At 49.0% G+C, this 15,465-nt stretch carries 17 protein-coding genes; 4 read left to right on the top strand and 13 right to left on the bottom strand.

What is annotated here, in order from left to right; genetic code table 11:
* Positions 1 to 27: 27 nt before the first annotated feature.
* Both K6V21_RS14025 and K6V21_RS14020 read left to right on the top strand, forming a co-directional pair.
* Positions 28 to 471 (top strand): HD domain-containing protein, encoded by a 444-nt coding sequence (locus K6V21_RS14025; protein WP_007665988.1) that lies wholly within the window; start codon positions 28 to 30, stop codon positions 469 to 471.
* Positions 472 to 514: 43 nt separating this feature from the next.
* Positions 515 to 1,690, top strand: coding sequence for an MFS transporter (locus tag K6V21_RS14020; RefSeq protein ID WP_224318993.1), 1,176 nt, complete (start codon positions 515 to 517; stop codon positions 1,688 to 1,690).
* Here K6V21_RS14020 and K6V21_RS14015 read toward each other — a convergent pair.
* The 13 genes from K6V21_RS14015 to K6V21_RS13955 form a co-directional block, all read right to left on the bottom strand.
* Entirely contained in the window at positions 1,680 to 1,997 is a 318-nt protein-coding gene (locus tag K6V21_RS14015) for an MGMT family protein (RefSeq protein ID WP_007665990.1), read from the bottom strand. The genes K6V21_RS14020 and K6V21_RS14015 overlap by 11 nt on opposite strands.
* Positions 1,998 to 2,092: 95 nt before the next feature.
* Entirely contained in the window at positions 2,093 to 2,503 is a 411-nt protein-coding gene (locus K6V21_RS14010; RefSeq protein WP_224318992.1) for a type II toxin-antitoxin system VapC family toxin, read from the bottom strand.
* A 1-nt stretch (position 2,504) separates the two neighbouring features.
* Entirely contained in the window at positions 2,505 to 2,756 is a 252-nt protein-coding gene (locus K6V21_RS14005) for a hypothetical protein (protein ID WP_117987381.1), read from the bottom strand.
* Positions 2,757 to 3,049: 293 nt separating this feature from the next.
* Positions 3,050 to 3,217, bottom strand: a complete 168-nt coding sequence (locus K6V21_RS14000) for a hypothetical protein (RefSeq protein ID WP_224318991.1) — start codon at positions 3,215 to 3,217, stop codon at positions 3,050 to 3,052.
* 177 nt (positions 3,218 to 3,394) lie between these two features.
* Positions 3,395 to 3,856, bottom strand: coding sequence for an HU family DNA-binding protein (locus tag K6V21_RS13995; RefSeq protein ID WP_224318990.1), 462 nt, complete (start codon positions 3,854 to 3,856; stop codon positions 3,395 to 3,397).
* A gap of 214 nt (positions 3,857 to 4,070) precedes the next feature.
* A complete protein-coding gene (locus tag K6V21_RS13990; protein WP_224318989.1) occupies positions 4,071 to 5,525 on the bottom strand; it encodes a metallophosphoesterase family protein in 1,455 nt (484 codons plus the stop codon).
* Positions 5,526 to 5,662: 137 nt separating this feature from the next.
* A complete protein-coding gene (locus K6V21_RS13985) occupies positions 5,663 to 7,291 on the bottom strand; it encodes a fimbrillin family protein (RefSeq protein ID WP_224318988.1) in 1,629 nt (542 codons plus the stop codon).
* Positions 7,292 to 7,330: 39 nt separating this feature from the next.
* Positions 7,331 to 8,221, bottom strand: a complete 891-nt coding sequence (locus tag K6V21_RS13980) for a fimbrillin family protein (RefSeq protein ID WP_224318987.1) — start codon at positions 8,219 to 8,221, stop codon at positions 7,331 to 7,333.
* Between the two features lie 28 nt (positions 8,222 to 8,249).
* Entirely contained in the window at positions 8,250 to 9,209 is a 960-nt protein-coding gene (locus K6V21_RS13975; protein WP_224318986.1) for a fimbrillin family protein, read from the bottom strand.
* Between the two features lie 40 nt (positions 9,210 to 9,249).
* Positions 9,250 to 10,158, bottom strand: coding sequence for a FimB/Mfa2 family fimbrial subunit (locus tag K6V21_RS13970; RefSeq protein ID WP_224318985.1), 909 nt, complete (start codon positions 10,156 to 10,158; stop codon positions 9,250 to 9,252).
* 21 nt (positions 10,159 to 10,179) lie between these two features.
* Entirely contained in the window at positions 10,180 to 11,358 is a 1,179-nt protein-coding gene (locus K6V21_RS13965) for a DUF3575 domain-containing protein (protein WP_224318984.1), read from the bottom strand.
* Positions 11,355 to 11,573, bottom strand: coding sequence for a hypothetical protein (locus K6V21_RS13960; RefSeq protein ID WP_007666005.1), 219 nt, complete (start codon positions 11,571 to 11,573; stop codon positions 11,355 to 11,357). The genes K6V21_RS13965 and K6V21_RS13960 overlap by 4 nt, the downstream gene beginning before the upstream one ends.
* Positions 11,574 to 11,965: 392 nt before the next feature.
* The gene (locus tag K6V21_RS13955; protein ID WP_224318983.1) at positions 11,966 to 13,714 is read right to left on the bottom strand and encodes a helix-turn-helix domain-containing protein; all 1,749 of its coding nucleotides are present in this window, start codon (positions 13,712 to 13,714) and stop codon (positions 11,966 to 11,968) included.
* Positions 13,715 to 14,114: 400 nt separating this feature from the next.
* Here K6V21_RS13955 and K6V21_RS13950 point away from each other — a divergent pair, with 400 nt between their 5' ends.
* Positions 14,115 to 14,567 (top strand): GNAT family N-acetyltransferase, encoded by a 453-nt coding sequence (locus K6V21_RS13950; RefSeq protein WP_007666007.1) that lies wholly within the window; start codon positions 14,115 to 14,117, stop codon positions 14,565 to 14,567.
* Between the two features lie 46 nt (positions 14,568 to 14,613).
* Entirely contained in the window at positions 14,614 to 15,465 is an 852-nt protein-coding gene (locus K6V21_RS13945; protein ID WP_224318982.1) for a GyrI-like domain-containing protein, read from the top strand.

Here is a 15,465-nt window from a genome sequence, read left to right as displayed (position 1 = left end):
GTATCGAACACTTCTAAAAAAAATCTTATGGACAATCATCTTCTCTCTCACGCCATCGCCCTCGCCACCGAGGCTCATAAAGGACAAAAAGATAAATACGGACAGGAGTACCTGCACCACCCCATCCGCGTCATGAATATGGGACGTAACCTGAAAGAAAAGATTGTCGGCATCCTCCACGATGTGGTGGAAGACACGGAATGGACGTGCGAAGACCTGAAGAAAGAGGGTTTCCCGGATGAAATCATCGAAGCCGTGCGGTGCGTTACGAAGCTATCCGATGAAGAAGACTACGAGGAATACATCGGAAGATGCGCTACCAATCCCCTCGCGATTGCCGTTAAAATTCACGACCTGACGGATAATATGGACGTCCGTCGTATGCCCTGCATAGGGGAAAAAGAAATCAGCAGATTGAAGAAATACCTGAAAGCCTATCACCGCCTGATGCCTTTCTATATGAATCATTGATAATATATGCGTTCGTTTTTCATGAAATAGTTACCTTTGCGGCATGAAACAAGAACTAAAGGAAAATCAGGGAATACCGTCGTCCTTACTTTGGACACTCGCCATCATTTCAGGAGTAACGGTGGCCAACATATACTACAATCAACCCTTACTGAACCGTATCAGCCGTGATCTGAACATCAGCGAGTTCACCGCCAATCTGATAGCCATGTTCTCGCAGATAGGCTATGCGCTCGGATTGCTTTTCATCATTCCATTGGGAGACTTATACCGCCGAAGGAACATCATCCTTGTGAATATCTCCGTGCTGGTGGTCTCCCTGCTCACCATTGCCCTGGCTCCCAATATCCACCTGATACTTTTTGCCTCCCTGCTGACAGGTGCATGTTCCGTCATTCCGCAAGTGTTCATGCCTCTTGCGGCGCAATACTCCACTCCCGAAACCAAAGGGAAGAATGTGGGCATCATCCTTTCGGGATTGCTGACCGGTATTCTGGCTTCGCGCGTAGTGAGCGGCATCGTAGGCGAATACATGGGCTGGCGTTTCATCTACTTCGTTGCCGCCGGACTGATGATTGTCTGCCTCATCGTCATCATCAGGATACTTCCGGACCTCCCTTCCAACTTCCGGGGGACATACTTCGGCTTGATGAAATCCCTGTTCTCCTTAGTCAGGAAATACCCCCAACTACGCATCGTTTCGCTACGTGCAGGTTTTTCATTCGGTTCCTTCCTTGCCATGTGGAGTTGTCTGGCCTTCAAAATGGAGCAGGCACCTTTCTTTGCGGGAAACAATATCATAGGTATGTTAGGTCTTTGCGGCATAGCCGGAGCACTGACGGCATCATCCATCGGCAGATATATACATATTCTCGGAGTGAAACGGCTTACTTACATAGGTTGTACGCTGATTATCAGTGCATGGATCACCCTGTATGTGGGACAATACAGCTATGTAGGCATCATAGCCGGTATATTATTGATAGATATAGGGATGCAATGCATTCAGCTTAGCAACCAGACAAGTGCATTCGCCCTTTGTCCGCAAGCCTCCAACCGCATCAATACGATTTTTATGACTACCTACTTCATCGGAGGTTCCACGGGAACTTTCCTTGCCGGAACTTCGTGGCAATATTTCGGTTGGACGGGAGTGATAGGGACAGGTATTTTACTGACAAGCTGCTCGTTGGTTATCAACATCTTTGCTAAGAAATAGATTCTTTCAAGATTTCCCAGCCACATGCCTTGAGGTCGACGCATCCGTTTTTTCTGAAAGCGACACCTTCCTTTTCCAACAGTTCGCGTTGTTCCGTCCAGCAAGGCGCCAGTCGTCCCTGGCTGTTTACCACCCGGTGGCAAGGAAGGTTCCGCTCTTCGGAAGCGTTGTGCATAGCCTGTCCCACCATGCGGGAGCACTGGGGACGGCCTACAAGATAGGCGATTTGCCCGTATGTCAGTACGCGCCCCGAAGGGATGGAGGCGACTACGCTATATACTTCATTTCGGAATGATACCTGATCCATAACTTTTCATGAATTATTGCAGAAGATGCGCAAAGATACTTTATTCCATCGGATTGATAATCTGCCTGATGAGGCGAGCATTAAGAAAATAATCATTAAATGGCAATCCAATTTTCTATTTGAATATTCTCTATCCTATTAAGATGCTTCACATTTTCCGTGACCATAATACAATCAATAGTTACCGCTGTAGAGCCAATTAGGAGGTCTAAATCATCGATAAGGCTTCCTTTTTTCCTTAAAGTTGCTTTTTGGTGAGCATATTCTGATAAAGCCACTCCTACAGGAATGATTTCAATATCAGCACAAAATGAAAGTACTTCTTTTTTGTTCTCTTCAATCTCACTGCTACATTCAGCACCATATAAAAGTTCGGCAACAGTCATCTCCGAAATACAACAATTATCCCACCCAACTCTTTGAAGTTGTTCGCGCATGCCTTTCTTCCCTCTTAGGATATAGACACAAATATTACTATCAAGCAAATACTTTGACGATTTATTCATTTTAATCAAAATTCAGGGGAGCCTTAATACTATTCCGTCCTGCATAAATGTCCTTTATGATATCCTCGGCACTTCTTTCATCCTTCCATTTACCGAGATGCTTTTCTATCATCTCATCAGTCCTGTTTTTGCGGGCATCTTTACCGGCAATAACAGAAGCAGTCAACCGGGTGGCTAATCGCAATTTTATATCATCATTCAGTGACTTTAGCATTTCCCAATAGGTTTCGGTCAGCTTTAATGTATTGTCCATAACGCTCTGTTTTTTAATGTAACAAAGATACAGGTTTATCCCCAATATACAACAAACCCGATATAAAATAGTTATTCATGCCAATCAGTAGTTGAAATTCATATTAACCTGGTTAATTGCAGTTTGTTTTGGAAAGAGTATCTGTCATCCTGATTATCAATATGTATTATACCTGAGTAGTTATCTGTCGGGAATAACGATACAAAGATAGTTAAAGTTCTTATAGAGATGCTTTTCTATCCTCTCATTATTTCTGTTTTTGCCGACAGACAAACTTATTTTTACGAAAGCCATTAATATAAACAGCCAAACATCCAAAGCGGTATCCGGTTTCCATTACCTATCTCGATATCATCGACAGCAAGGTAGCTGTTCGGCAGGTCTGCAATCTGATCGAAGGTCTTGCGAAATGTTTCACGCATTGTACCTTCCGAGATTTTACCGGATAGGGCGTACATCAAATTGGCGTTATTTAGAAAAATCTTCTCCGGCTTCTTTGTAGTAGGGATAAATGCCAATATAACGAAACACTTTTAGAAAAGCGAATTTTATTCAAACATTCACTTTTCTAAAAGTACCTTGCAAGAGCATGTTTTTTTGAATATAAGTCCGGTGACCGCTCCCGGACTTATTCAGCCTCATCCCAGCGGATTTTCGTCAAGCCCGCCATCGCCGCCTTGCGACGGGTCCTGGTCTTCGGTGGTGGCTGAAAGTTCAATCCATTCCAGTTGTTCGCTGTCCACCAGGGCGCGGGTGTAGGCGCCGCTGCTGAGGCGGGAGCGTTCGGGGACGAACTCCACGCGGACGGCTTTCACCTGCTTTTCGAAGTCGAAGTCCTTGAGGTCCTTCACGCCGGTGGTGTCGAGCACGTAGCGGAAGTAGCCCAGTCCTTTGATGTGGACGCTCTTGCCCTGGCTCATGCGGGTGTGCATCACGCCTGCAATGTCGCCCAGCACGGCTTGAACGTCGGAGTTACTCACTGTGGAGATTTTTGCCAGGTCCTTGGCAATGGTCTCCGTTTCCACCGGTTTGCCCTTCACGATGGCGCGAGGGTAGTAAACCGCTTGTTTCTGATTAAGCATCTTTTTCCAGAATGGCATAATTTTTACTTGTTTTTAAAGGTTAATAATAAATGCGCCGGAGCCTGTGTTTCTCTTGTCGCTGACTCGGGAGGCTCTTGTCGCCGACACGAGGCGGTCTTGTCGCCGACTTGAGGATGCCTTGTCGTAGACTCAAAAAGGCAGGCTCCGGTGTATGTGCAAAGTGTAAAGGTTTATTCTGCCTGATGTTTGCTTTATGAAATGATGACGGAAGTTACAAGTCGTTGAAGTTAAACGAAAATTCATTTACTTTTTTACAGCCACTGAGTTTCTTATCAATATCTTTAGTCTTCAGATAGTTCACCGAGCCTTTCAGGACGTACTCTCCCTTTTCTTTTACCAGTTCTAAATCGAGGAAAGTGACATTTGTCAGATATGAAGCCACCTTAAAGCCTTTCAGGTCATAGTTCCAGTCAGTTTCCGGAGTCTTCAAGGTTTCGATGGAAGTAGACAAATCATGTTTATGCCCGAAAAACGTACCGATTACCCGACACATCTTATTATTATCTATTACCTTGCCAAAGGCTCCCCTACCACTGTAAGGCCACCATCTTTCCGGACCTAAACCGTCTGTTCCGGCGGACTCACTCTCATAGTTGATATGGAAAAACAACAAGGTCACATGGCGAACAGTACCACAGTTCTTCATTCCTCTATTAGCCTCTGCATACCCCTCCAAGTGTGTTTTCAGATATTCGAGCGAATAGAACGGATTCCGTTCATCCTTTTCCACCTTTATAACGTCCTTGGATTTCTCTTTATTATTGTACTTTTCTACTTGTCCAAGTTCGCCATACCCTGGCACCAGATTCAGCATGAAACAGTTCACTATAACCATGTATTCATCCTTGCACAGATGGAATTCCCAATGATAATGCAACTTTTTCTTATCATCCTTGTAATAGCCATCCAGTTTGCCGTCTGCACTCCGGTCTCTTTTCTTTATGTAGTTCATCATTCCGCCGTCAGAAATGAAATGGCGCACATCATGATTTCCCAATCCTTCGCATACCGAGAAGTTTCTTGCTTCAAGTTCCTCAATCAGGTCCTTTTCCACTATTTTCTTTTCAGCCGGATAATTGTTTCCCGTCAAGTCACCGCACATCACAATAAAATCCGGTCGGTTTTGTATTTTCACTATTTTGTCAACAAAATCGTTACATTCCGCTTTATTGTCGTCACACAAATGCGAATCGGCCACTACAGCTAAACGTTTCTGCGAACAGCTGAATACTTCCACTTTGAATATTCCTTTTTCAACCCCGTAGTCTATGTGTTCATACCCGATGCGACGCAGTTTTTTTCCACGGCTTACACGCACAAAGAAGCCCTTGTCCACGAAATAGTAAACACTTCTGCGCACCTTGCTTTGCCGTCCTTCTTTCAAATTGAAATAAGGTGTTTTCGAATCTGACACCACTCTCTGTCTTTCAGTTGTCCCGTTCTCATCTTCCACTTCAATCTCGAAAAAGAATTCTCCATTGCAATCTGTCAGAAATTCATTCATTTCCATATCACTTGAGTCATAATCGTAAATCTTTCTATTGTTATAAACAATGTCAGGGCTGTCACTATTCTTCTCCCATTGTTTTGCTTCACGTATATTCACGTTGACTATGATACTCTTAAAGGAGCGGTTTATAAACTCCAGATAACATCCTAAACTCATATCATTTCTTTTTTAATGGTTATTACTTTATAATGCTTGTCACTTGAGCACACCGTCCTGTAGCTGTGTGTCCTCCTTTCTTTGGCGGGACGGGGGTTAATAAATCGTTTTATCTCGCAGCTTCCGCACGCAGGCCGCTAAAAGGCCAGCACGGCACGGACTTTATAGGTATTGGTTTTGAGCTTCACGCCATAGTCGGGGGTGGTGACATCTACATGCCAGACCTTATCTAGACTACCCCATTCGTTGCCGCTCCAATACTTCCCGATAAGCTTATCACCGACCGCCTTATCAATCTGGGGATTGATTGTTTTTTTGAGCATATTCAGTTGCGTGTAATCGCCAGCAAAATTAGTGGGCACACCGAAACACAGTGTGGCAAGCTCATTCTTGCCCGGTAAGAACCACCCGCTGCTACCTGTGGGCGCGGGGCGCGCGGTAGCATAAGTGGCTATCGCATCGTAGACAGGAAAGGTGGTGTCGCTGTTCCGAGAGCCGTAAAGTGCCATTAAACGGGAACTGCAATAACCGAAAGATAGATCGGATTTCTGTATTTCTTCCCAATCGGCCTGCTCTCCGGATGTGAAGTCCTTGAATGATTCGGCCCACTCATAAATACCCTCAGTCGCCCCCTTTCCGGTGGCCCACTTCACCTCCTGAGAGGAGGCATCGCGCATCGCAACGACCATACCGTGCACACACTCCGGATGGTCGCGCATCAGCAGGCGGTCGCCTGCTTTGTCGCCGGTCCGCGTCCAGTGCATCCCCTCGATTTCGCCCACCCAAAAGACTACGCCGAGACAACTCTTCCGTAGTTCATCACGGAACGGCTTGACATCTTCATCCCCGGGCAGGATGCTGCCGTCCTGCATATAGTAGTCACCCGCCTTTAACGACCGGAATACTTCTGTCACCTTACTGTCGTCAACCTGGTGGACGGTGTATTTTCCGGGCTGAAGATTTAATTGGGAATAGTCAAAATTGAAAGTCTCCTCAGTTCCGTCGTAGTAATACTTATACGGTCCCGGATCCAAGAGCGCGAGGCTTTTAGTGTTCACCAACAGGCGGGCCGTATAGGGGTTCTCCTGCCAATATAAATTTTCACTGATCACCGCCGTGTAGCGGTAATAACTCTTAGAAATCTCTCGGCTGTCTATCTTTTCGGTATAGGTATATTTCGTAGCAGGCACCTGAAGGATGAACAGAGACATGCGGTGCTCCATCGCGAAGCTGAGCGTATGGTTGTTATACACGCCACGGGCCGTCATCAGGTCGGAGGCTGTGTATTGGGCGTAGGTACTCTGGTTGTCTTTAACAGACCAAGCCTCGACTAAAAGCTTAAAGAAGTCTTCGTCGCCGGGCGATACCTTGCCGTTCATATAGTTATCGTTCTGGTAGGGATAATAGGCATGATAACTCTTATCGGGTGAGTAGAAAAGCTGGGAAGCGCCGGCAGGCAGCGTCCACTTGCCTCCCTGTAGGGTAAGGCAGAGGTTTTTCACCTCCAGGGTTCCGTCCTTCACCACGTAGAGGCCGATGCGGTCGCCTTCGGTGAAGACGGTGCTGTAACCGCGTTCCTGGGCGCGGGTTTGCCCGGTGGCGTACATGCCGCCGTCGCTCACGGTGATGGTGAGGGGGCGGGCATCGGGGTCGGTGCCGGCAGGGGGCAGTTCGTCCAGTGCATCGGACGTGCATGCCGCCAGCATCAGGATGAGGGCGCAGGCCAGGGATGCTGCCGGGGGAAATATGGAATGATGTTGTTTCATACGGTCTCTTTTTTATTGATGAATTTAGTTGCTACTGTTCTACTCGACCGGATGCCACGTACCTCCTCCTCCTTCCATGTCGATATTTTTGATACCTTCCGAGGTCACGGTGAGGCGGTACTCGTACATCTTGCCACTGAAGAAGTCCGCTTCGCCTGCGGCGGGGGTGTAGTAGAAGGTCTTTCCTCCGATGACTATTTTCACGAACTTCCGTCCCAACATATTTTGGGGAGGAAGCAGGGCGCGCACGGTGCGTACGTATCCGTCGGCGGCAGGGGTCACTTCGTTGGGGGTGATGTGGTCGATGCCGGGGGGCACTTGCTCTGCGGTTCCATTGCTGGAATCGATACTCCCTCCCGTGCACGTGAGGTTTTCAAAGGTTACAGTGGCGCCCTGCAGTTCATCGTTGGTCACGCCGTTGCCCGCTTTAAGGTGTACCACCACCTTGGCTGTGACGTGGCGGAAGACGAGGGTCTTATCGGGGGACGTTACGGTGATGAGGATGCGGGGAGCAAACATGTAGTCGCTATCCTGATATCCTTCATTGCTCTGGTCGGCCAGTACAGAGAATAAAGAAGAAGCTGTCGGCGAACGATATATTCCATAAATCTCCTTTTCTTCATCCGGGCTTTTCCAAGTGCAGCCGACATCATTTGTAATCAGCTTTCCATCGGAATCGACGTCGAGGGATGATGCCAAAGTCATACCCCCGATCTTAATCCGCAGATCCACCACTTCTCCCCCTTCCCACCTATTTTCAGTGGTAGCCCGTGTCTGGGCGTTGGCGGAGGAATATCCCTCTACGGCGGCGTAGAGTTCCAGCGGCACGCCGCCTTCGGGCCATGCCGCGTCGTCATCGCCTGTGCAGGCAGCCAAAACCAAGGCTGCCCACAGGTACATTATATATATTGGTATGTTCGTCTTCTTCATTTTTTTCTTTATATTTATTGTTTATGGGTTACTCCTGAAATGCAGAGCCTTCTACGGGTGCTCCTACGGTTTCCCAGTCCTTGATTTCGGTTTCCAGCCTCAGTTCCTTATAGTCCACGGTTATCTTATAGATGTACCGCTTGCCGCTTTGCAGCTCCAAGGCATCTCCGGCGGGGATTTTGTAGACGAAATTCGTATTGTCCGCCAGCTTCACGCGGATAAAGACGGTGCCTGCGGTTAGTTCCTGGGGCACCACGATGGCTTCGGCGTACTGGAGATTGGTGGCGTTAAAGTCTGTCGTCACCACCGTGGGGATGGTAATCGGAGTGGCGGGGTTGGGGTCGGCGGCGAGGGCTATCATCGCCCGGCGTTCGGCCTCGCTACTCATGTCGGCGGCTTTCTTGGGGGTGAAGGTGGTCTTCAGGGCGGTGTTCTCCAGGGTCACGATGGCATCGGTGAGGTCGGGGGCGCCGTTGCCGCGCTTCAGCACTACTTCTACTTTAGATAGCAAATGGTAGAAAGTGAGGGTCACGTTAGAGGCGGTGGGGGCCACGTTCCGCTTGGTGGAATAGAGCAGGTCGGAGGCGGCGTAGGCGGTTTTCGTGGTCTGGCCGGCCTTCACTTCGTGGGACACCGATGCGGGGAAGTCATCTCCCACCGGGGCAGGGTTGGCATGGATGGCATAGATGTTCACGGGGTCGGGCGAGATGTAGTACATGTCGCTGGCGTAAGTGAAGCCGCCGGTGCCGTCGGCGGTGAGCACGTTGTTCTGGTAGAGGGGGAGGTTTTTGCTGTCGTCTACCCAGGCAGATACTTCCAGTCCTGCGCCAAGCTGTGTGTCGAGGCCGTAGGAACGGGTCTGGGAGGTGATGCCGCTGGTGAGGCGGATTTCGCCGTTCCAGTTGTCGGTGATTACTTCGTTGTCGTTGTTACAGGCGGCAAGCGCAAGGGCTGCTGCGGCAATGATTGATAAGTTTCTAAGTTTCATAATCTTACTTTTTTTAGTGTTATTAATAGTGATAATTCATTTAATTGTTCGTTTCCATTCCGGCTGAGCCGCCTTCGCCGCCCTCGCCGTTGCCCGGTGTCCAGTCGGTAATGGTGGCGGAGAAGTCGGCTCCGGTAGGCGTCTCCACTACTTTCCCGCCCAAGGTAAGGGGCTTCCGCTTGTCGGCGTTGAAGGCGGCAAGCTCCGTGGTGAGGTCGCTCGTGAGATTCAGGGCTTCGGGGCTGCCGCCCGTGAAGCAGATGATGGCGTTCAGCTTCTGCTGCTCACCCGCTATGCCAAGCAGGCGCACGGTTGCCGCGTACTTCCCGGCATTGGCGCCGGAGGTTATCTTTGCGAACTGCAATTCCACGTTTGTGGGTGTGGCGTAGATGCCGGCAGAAAAATCCAGCGTACCTGCTACGCCCGACAGGTAGCCCTCGATGTGCTCTATCCTGTCCGTGGTGCTGCCCGTAGGCTCGATGACGAGCGTCAGTTGCCGCACCTGCTGCTGCATCACGGCGGTGAATGTCTGCTCCGTATCGGGCTCTATCACGGCATCCACCGCATCCGTAAACAGCCAGCCGGGCATCTCCTGCACGAAGGGGCCCGCACCGTCCACATTGCCCGAAGCCCCGGCGACGGTGGCGGTGATGCCGGAAACGGTGATGTGCTGCGGCGTGTTGTAGATATGCAGGTGGTAGCTGCCCGGTTCAAAAAGAGGTTCGAGCAGGTTGGTGGTGCCGGTGAGGGTGGCGGAGTAGCCGCCGGCTTCTACCGTATAGCTTGCGGGTGCGGTCAGTCCCTCACCGATGCCGCTCCAGTCGGTAACGAGGGTAATTGCCCCTTGCTCCGGGTGCGGGGTGTTGTAGATGGGGTCTTTCACGTCGCAGGCGGCAAAGGATAGCGCTGTGGCTGCTACGATAAGACACTGTCTGATGTTCCTTTTCATATGCGTTGGTTTTAGATGGTTCTACTTGTTGCTTCCGATAGTCCACACGAGGCTGATGCCTGCTTGTGTGGGGCCGGCGAAGTTCTTTGTTCCGCCTTGCTGCTTATGGATACGCACGCCGTCGGTCATGCCGAAGCTGTCGTAGGCGGAACGGGTATAGCCCAGGCCGAGGTTGAAGTCGAGGGAGAAACTGCGGGAGAGGGATAATTGGTAACCCAGCGTCACGCCCGCATTCCATAGCTTGCCCTGATAGCCGGTGTCGCCCTTCAGCAGTTTACCGGGCAGATACTTATATATGTTGTACTCGCCGTAGCTGCCGGAGACGCCTACGTAGAAGCGTCTGTCGCGCAGCAGATACCACCGCACTTCGGGATTGACGAGCCACACTTTCTGCACTTTGCCGTGATTGCCGTCCCACCAGGAGAAGCTGCCGTCGAGCTTGAGGCCGATGCTGTGGCTGATGCGCCATTCCACGCCAAGGGTAGGCAGCAGGAAGGCGTCATACAAGAGGTTGGTGCGAAGGGAAAGGGATTGTTCTTTCCGGCAGGTGGGTGTTGGCTGTTCCGGGGTTGCCGCTTCGCTCTTCGCTTGCCGGGCAGGCTTCTGGGCTTGCTGAACAGCTTTCTGTTCTTGTTGAACAGCTTTCTGCTCCTGCTGAACAGCCTTCTGCCCCTGCTGAACAGCCCTCTGCTCCTGCTGAACAACTTTCTGCTCCTGCTGAACAATCTTTAAATCCGTGTCAGCCGCGTCGGGTAAATCTTCTTTCGTTTCGTTGATATCGGCGGGGATGCACAGCTTCACGGTCACTACATTCCGCACTCCTTCTGCGTACTCCACGGCATGGTTGGCGGTCACGAAGCAGGCTTCCGTCACTCCTGCCCGTCCGATAAGTTCCGACTTCACCCGGTTGCTGCGCACGGCAGCCATGCGCCGGTTCTCTTCGTCCGGAGCCTGTCCGGTGCAATATCCATCCACGCGCACCGGAATGCTGCCCGAAAGAATGGCCTCCCGGTGTGCACGTAGCAGGGTCAGGAGTGCTTCGAGCTGCGCACTGTTGTCCCGCCAGGGGGCGTAGAACGCATCTTTTCCTTGCACAAAGCGAAAGATGTAGAGACTGTCCGCCGCTTCTCCGGCGAAACTTGCCACTCCCGGCAGCAGCGCCAGGAGCAGAACCAGTAGATGTCTTTGTAAGTGTTTCATAGGTTTATCCTTATTTTAAGTATCTTTTCGATAGTTTCCCTTTCCACCTGCATGCGTTCCAGCTCTTTAAACATACGGTCCAGTTCGCGAAGGCTTTTCGCAATGCAATGGTTGCACTTCCGCTCAATCTTCCGGCAATACAGGAAGAGGCAAAAAATGGCTATTACCATACAAAAAATGAATGCCACAATAAGAAGATACATGTATTCGTTCATCGCTCTTGTTCTTTAGAAATCATGCTGCAAAAGAAGCGATTTACGGATGAAACACTATTGCATTTTGTCCCGACTTTATTGCATTTTGTCCCAAATATATTGCAACACACCCTCCTCAGACATTTCTGGGGCATGTGGGCACAAAAAAGCACGGATGGACCGTGCTTTTGATTTTTGGGGGATTGATAAGTAGATGTTCATGATTAGTTTGCAGTATAAATGATAATTTAGCGGCAAAGCCGCTAAATTAAGTTACGAGCTACGAGCTACCAGTAACGAGTTGCTGCGCTGTACTCGTGGGCGAATAATAATTCGCCCGGCTATCACGCCGAAAGGTACTTGTCACTTGTAGCTTGTAGCTCGTTACTTATCGCGCTTTGCGCGACAAATTATCATTTATTTGCCTGTTTCCTGTATTCCGCCGGACTGATGCCATACTGTTTTCGGAACAGACGGTAGAAGGTGCTCGGGACATTGAAGCCGCAACTGAAAGCTATCGCCTCAATCGTAAGTTCGGGATGATGGTCGAGCATCTTGCGTGCCTCGTCCAGTTTCAGCATGCGCATATACTCCATGGGAGAGTTCCCCGCCACGGCTCTAACGGCATCGGTCAGCAGGTTTTTATTGGTGCCGAGCGCGGAGATAATCTCGTCACGGTTCATCTCGGCATTAGAAAGGTTATCACCGGAAAGCAGATACTCGCGCAAACGGGCAACCAGCCGGTGCTGCTCAACGGTGGCGGCAGTATCGGATGTCTGCGGCAGGACTTCCGACGATGCGGTACTTTCGCAGGTTTGTGCCATTCTGGAGAGTTCTTCCGCCAGCCTGTCCTGTTCCTTGATTCGCTCGTACAGTTTGCGGTTCTTGGTAGAAATAATCCGGTTATAGTAGAAGACGCCTGCCAGGAGCAACACCAAAACCAGGCAAATGCCAAGGGCAAACAGGAAATAATGGAAATTACGCTCTTTCTCGGCAATGTGCTTTTCCACCTCATACTGGGTGCGCAGTTCGTCAAAGCGGGCGTTGACTTCCACATTATTTATACTGTCGTTCGCCGCAATGATTTCGTCCAGCAGACTGAACGCTTCATCATTGCGCCCCGCCCGTGCCAGTATCTCCATCTTTATCTTACGCACGGCATTGAGGTTGAAAGCCGATTCCTGAACCTGTATTACGGCACTGTCGATAACGGCAAGTGCCGTGCGGTAATCTCCCCGCGACTGCAATATCAGCGCCTTTGCCCGCAGCAGTTCGAATTTCGACATGCTGTTGTTGACGCTACCTTCAAGTTTGGAGAGGTATATGCCCGCCTTGTCATATTCTTTAATATCTATATAGGTGTTCATCAGTGCCACATAAAGATTTCCCCGAGCTTCGGGCTGCACCCTGCCGGTGGCTTTCTCGAAGCGGGCGATGGCTTTTTCATATTCGGGCACCAGTTGCAGCAGCTCGTCATAGCGTGCCTGTGCACGAAGCGACACGCACAGGAAGGCATAGGATTGCGTCAGGATATTATCGTAACCGGAAACTTCCCACAACAGGCTGATGCTCTCCCGGAAGCAGTCTTCTTCCTCTTTCGGCCTCTTCTGCAGGTTATAGATGATGCCGGTGGCATAGAGTGCGGTTGCCATTCCTGCCTTGTCCTTGCGCTCCCGGGCACGGGTATACATTTTCCCGGCTTCGGCGGCCGCCAGTTCATAGTCTCCTTTCAGGTTGTAGGCGGTGATAAGCTGCATGTGTATCTGATAATAGAATTTCCACAAGTCGTGCCGGATATAAAAGTCGAGATAGGCGGGCGCCTTTTCTATGACTTTGTCGTGCTCGCTCCTGTTTATATAGGAGATAATCCTATTGCCGTACACCATTCCCTGCATTTGTGTGTTGCCTTGCCTGATGGCTTCGGCTTCCGCCTGCTCAAACAGCGTCATCAGCGTATCCATCTTCTGGTCATCGCCGGCTTCTGCCATATAGATGTAGTACAGTTTGTTGTAAGTCTGCAACTTATCAATGCCTTCCGCATGTTCGAGGGCATGACGTAAAGAGTCTTTCTGGTGTTGAAGAGAATTTTGTGCCGAAGCGGGCAGGATGAGTCCTAAAAGGAAGCTGTATAGAAGTGTTGTCAGGCAAGTTCTATATTTCATATTTGTTGTGTGTTAGTATAAATTTTGAATTCAGAAGTTACAAAACTACAGAAATTTATCAATTGGCAGCCAATTAACACAAGAAAATTGTTGTTCAATAAGAAAAAAATCTGATTCATGTAAACCGGTTATTGACTGCATTTTATACTGTTATGCCACTTCACGTTGAAAACGGCCCTGAGCATCTTATGAAAGGGGGGATAATCAGTATACGACTGAATAGGGTTCACTATACGACTGAATGGCATTCAGTATACGACTGAATCAGGTTCACTACAGGACGCAACCCGCAACTACCGGTTCGCTTCATTTATTTGACAAGAAAAGAGAGGAGGTATTTGCCTGTCCCGTTTCAATTACCTATCTTTGGGGAATTTGAAAACAATTCAGTCAATACTATATGATTAATATCGTACCTATCTTAAAGAACAAGAAAGAATTCCTCGAACTCCTGCTTCTCGCAGACGAGCAGGAATCTATGATTGACCTTTATCTGGAACGCGGAGAAATGTTTGCCCTCTACGACGGAGACTTAAAAGCCGCCTGCGTAATCACCGATGAAGGAAACGGAACCTATGAAATAAAGAACATTGCAACCTATCCGCACTATCAGCGCAAAGGATATGGAACACAATTGATAAAGTTTCTGCTGGAGCACTACAAAGACCGCTATCAGACGATGTTAGTGGGCACAGGAGACAGTACTTATACCATACCGTTTTATGAACGGTGCGGCTTCACCTACTCCCACCGGATACCCGATTTCTTCATCAAGAACTACGACCACCCCATGTATGAGGACGGAAAACAATTGCGGGACATGGTTTATTTAAAAATTAGCAAGAATGGATAATTCTTCTTCCAAAGGTTTCCCCTACCTTTGCATCAAAACATAGCAAATGAAGGAAGAAACCACATACGGACATCAGGAATTAATAAATCAAGTCATTGATTATATTCATACCCATCTGCACAAAGCATTGACTTTAGAAATGCTGGCGGCGGAAATGCACATGTCCGTATATCACTTCCATCGGCTTTTCAAATCCTATCTGCAAGAAACACTTTCGGCATACATCACCCGCCAAAGAATGGAAAGGGCTGTGATGTATCTGCAAACGCGAGATTTATCCTTGCAGGAACTCTCCGAAAAGATGGGATATGACACGGCACAATCTTTCTCAAAAGCATTCAAACGATATTTTGGCGTTTCTCCGGTGGCTTTCGGCAATACATTGACCTTTAACACTCCTGAAACAACTCCGATAGAGGATATTGCTTTTATCGGATTGGACGAACCGGAAGTCCTACTCATTTCCCCAATGTACATAGCCTATATCCGTATTATCGGTCCGTATGGAGAAAAAGAGAGTTACGAGCTCGGTTGGGGAAAACTTTGCGGATTTCTGAAGGAAAACAAGCTACAATCCAAAGCCACCCGCTGGTTTGGCATCAGCTTCGATGATCCGACTATTACAAAGAAAAAGCAATGCCGTTTCTATGCCTGCGCCTCCGTTGCGCAAAGAATAAAACCATCGGGTGCCATCGGAACATTGACGATAGAGAGTGGGAAATATGCAGTCTATACTTACAAGGGAAGCTATTCAGGTTTGCTTCGTGCCTATACTTATATTTATTCCAAAGAAAAAGGAAGATTGCGCAATGCACTCTCTTTTGAAGAATATGTAACGTGGTCGGACAATCCGGCAAAACAGATAACAAAAATCTATATACCAATACAAAAGAAATAA

Source organism: Bacteroides cellulosilyticus (genome assembly GCF_020091405.1).
Taxonomy (GTDB): domain Bacteria; phylum Bacteroidota; class Bacteroidia; order Bacteroidales; family Bacteroidaceae; genus Bacteroides.
This window is presented reverse-complemented; position numbering and strand designations above follow the sequence as displayed.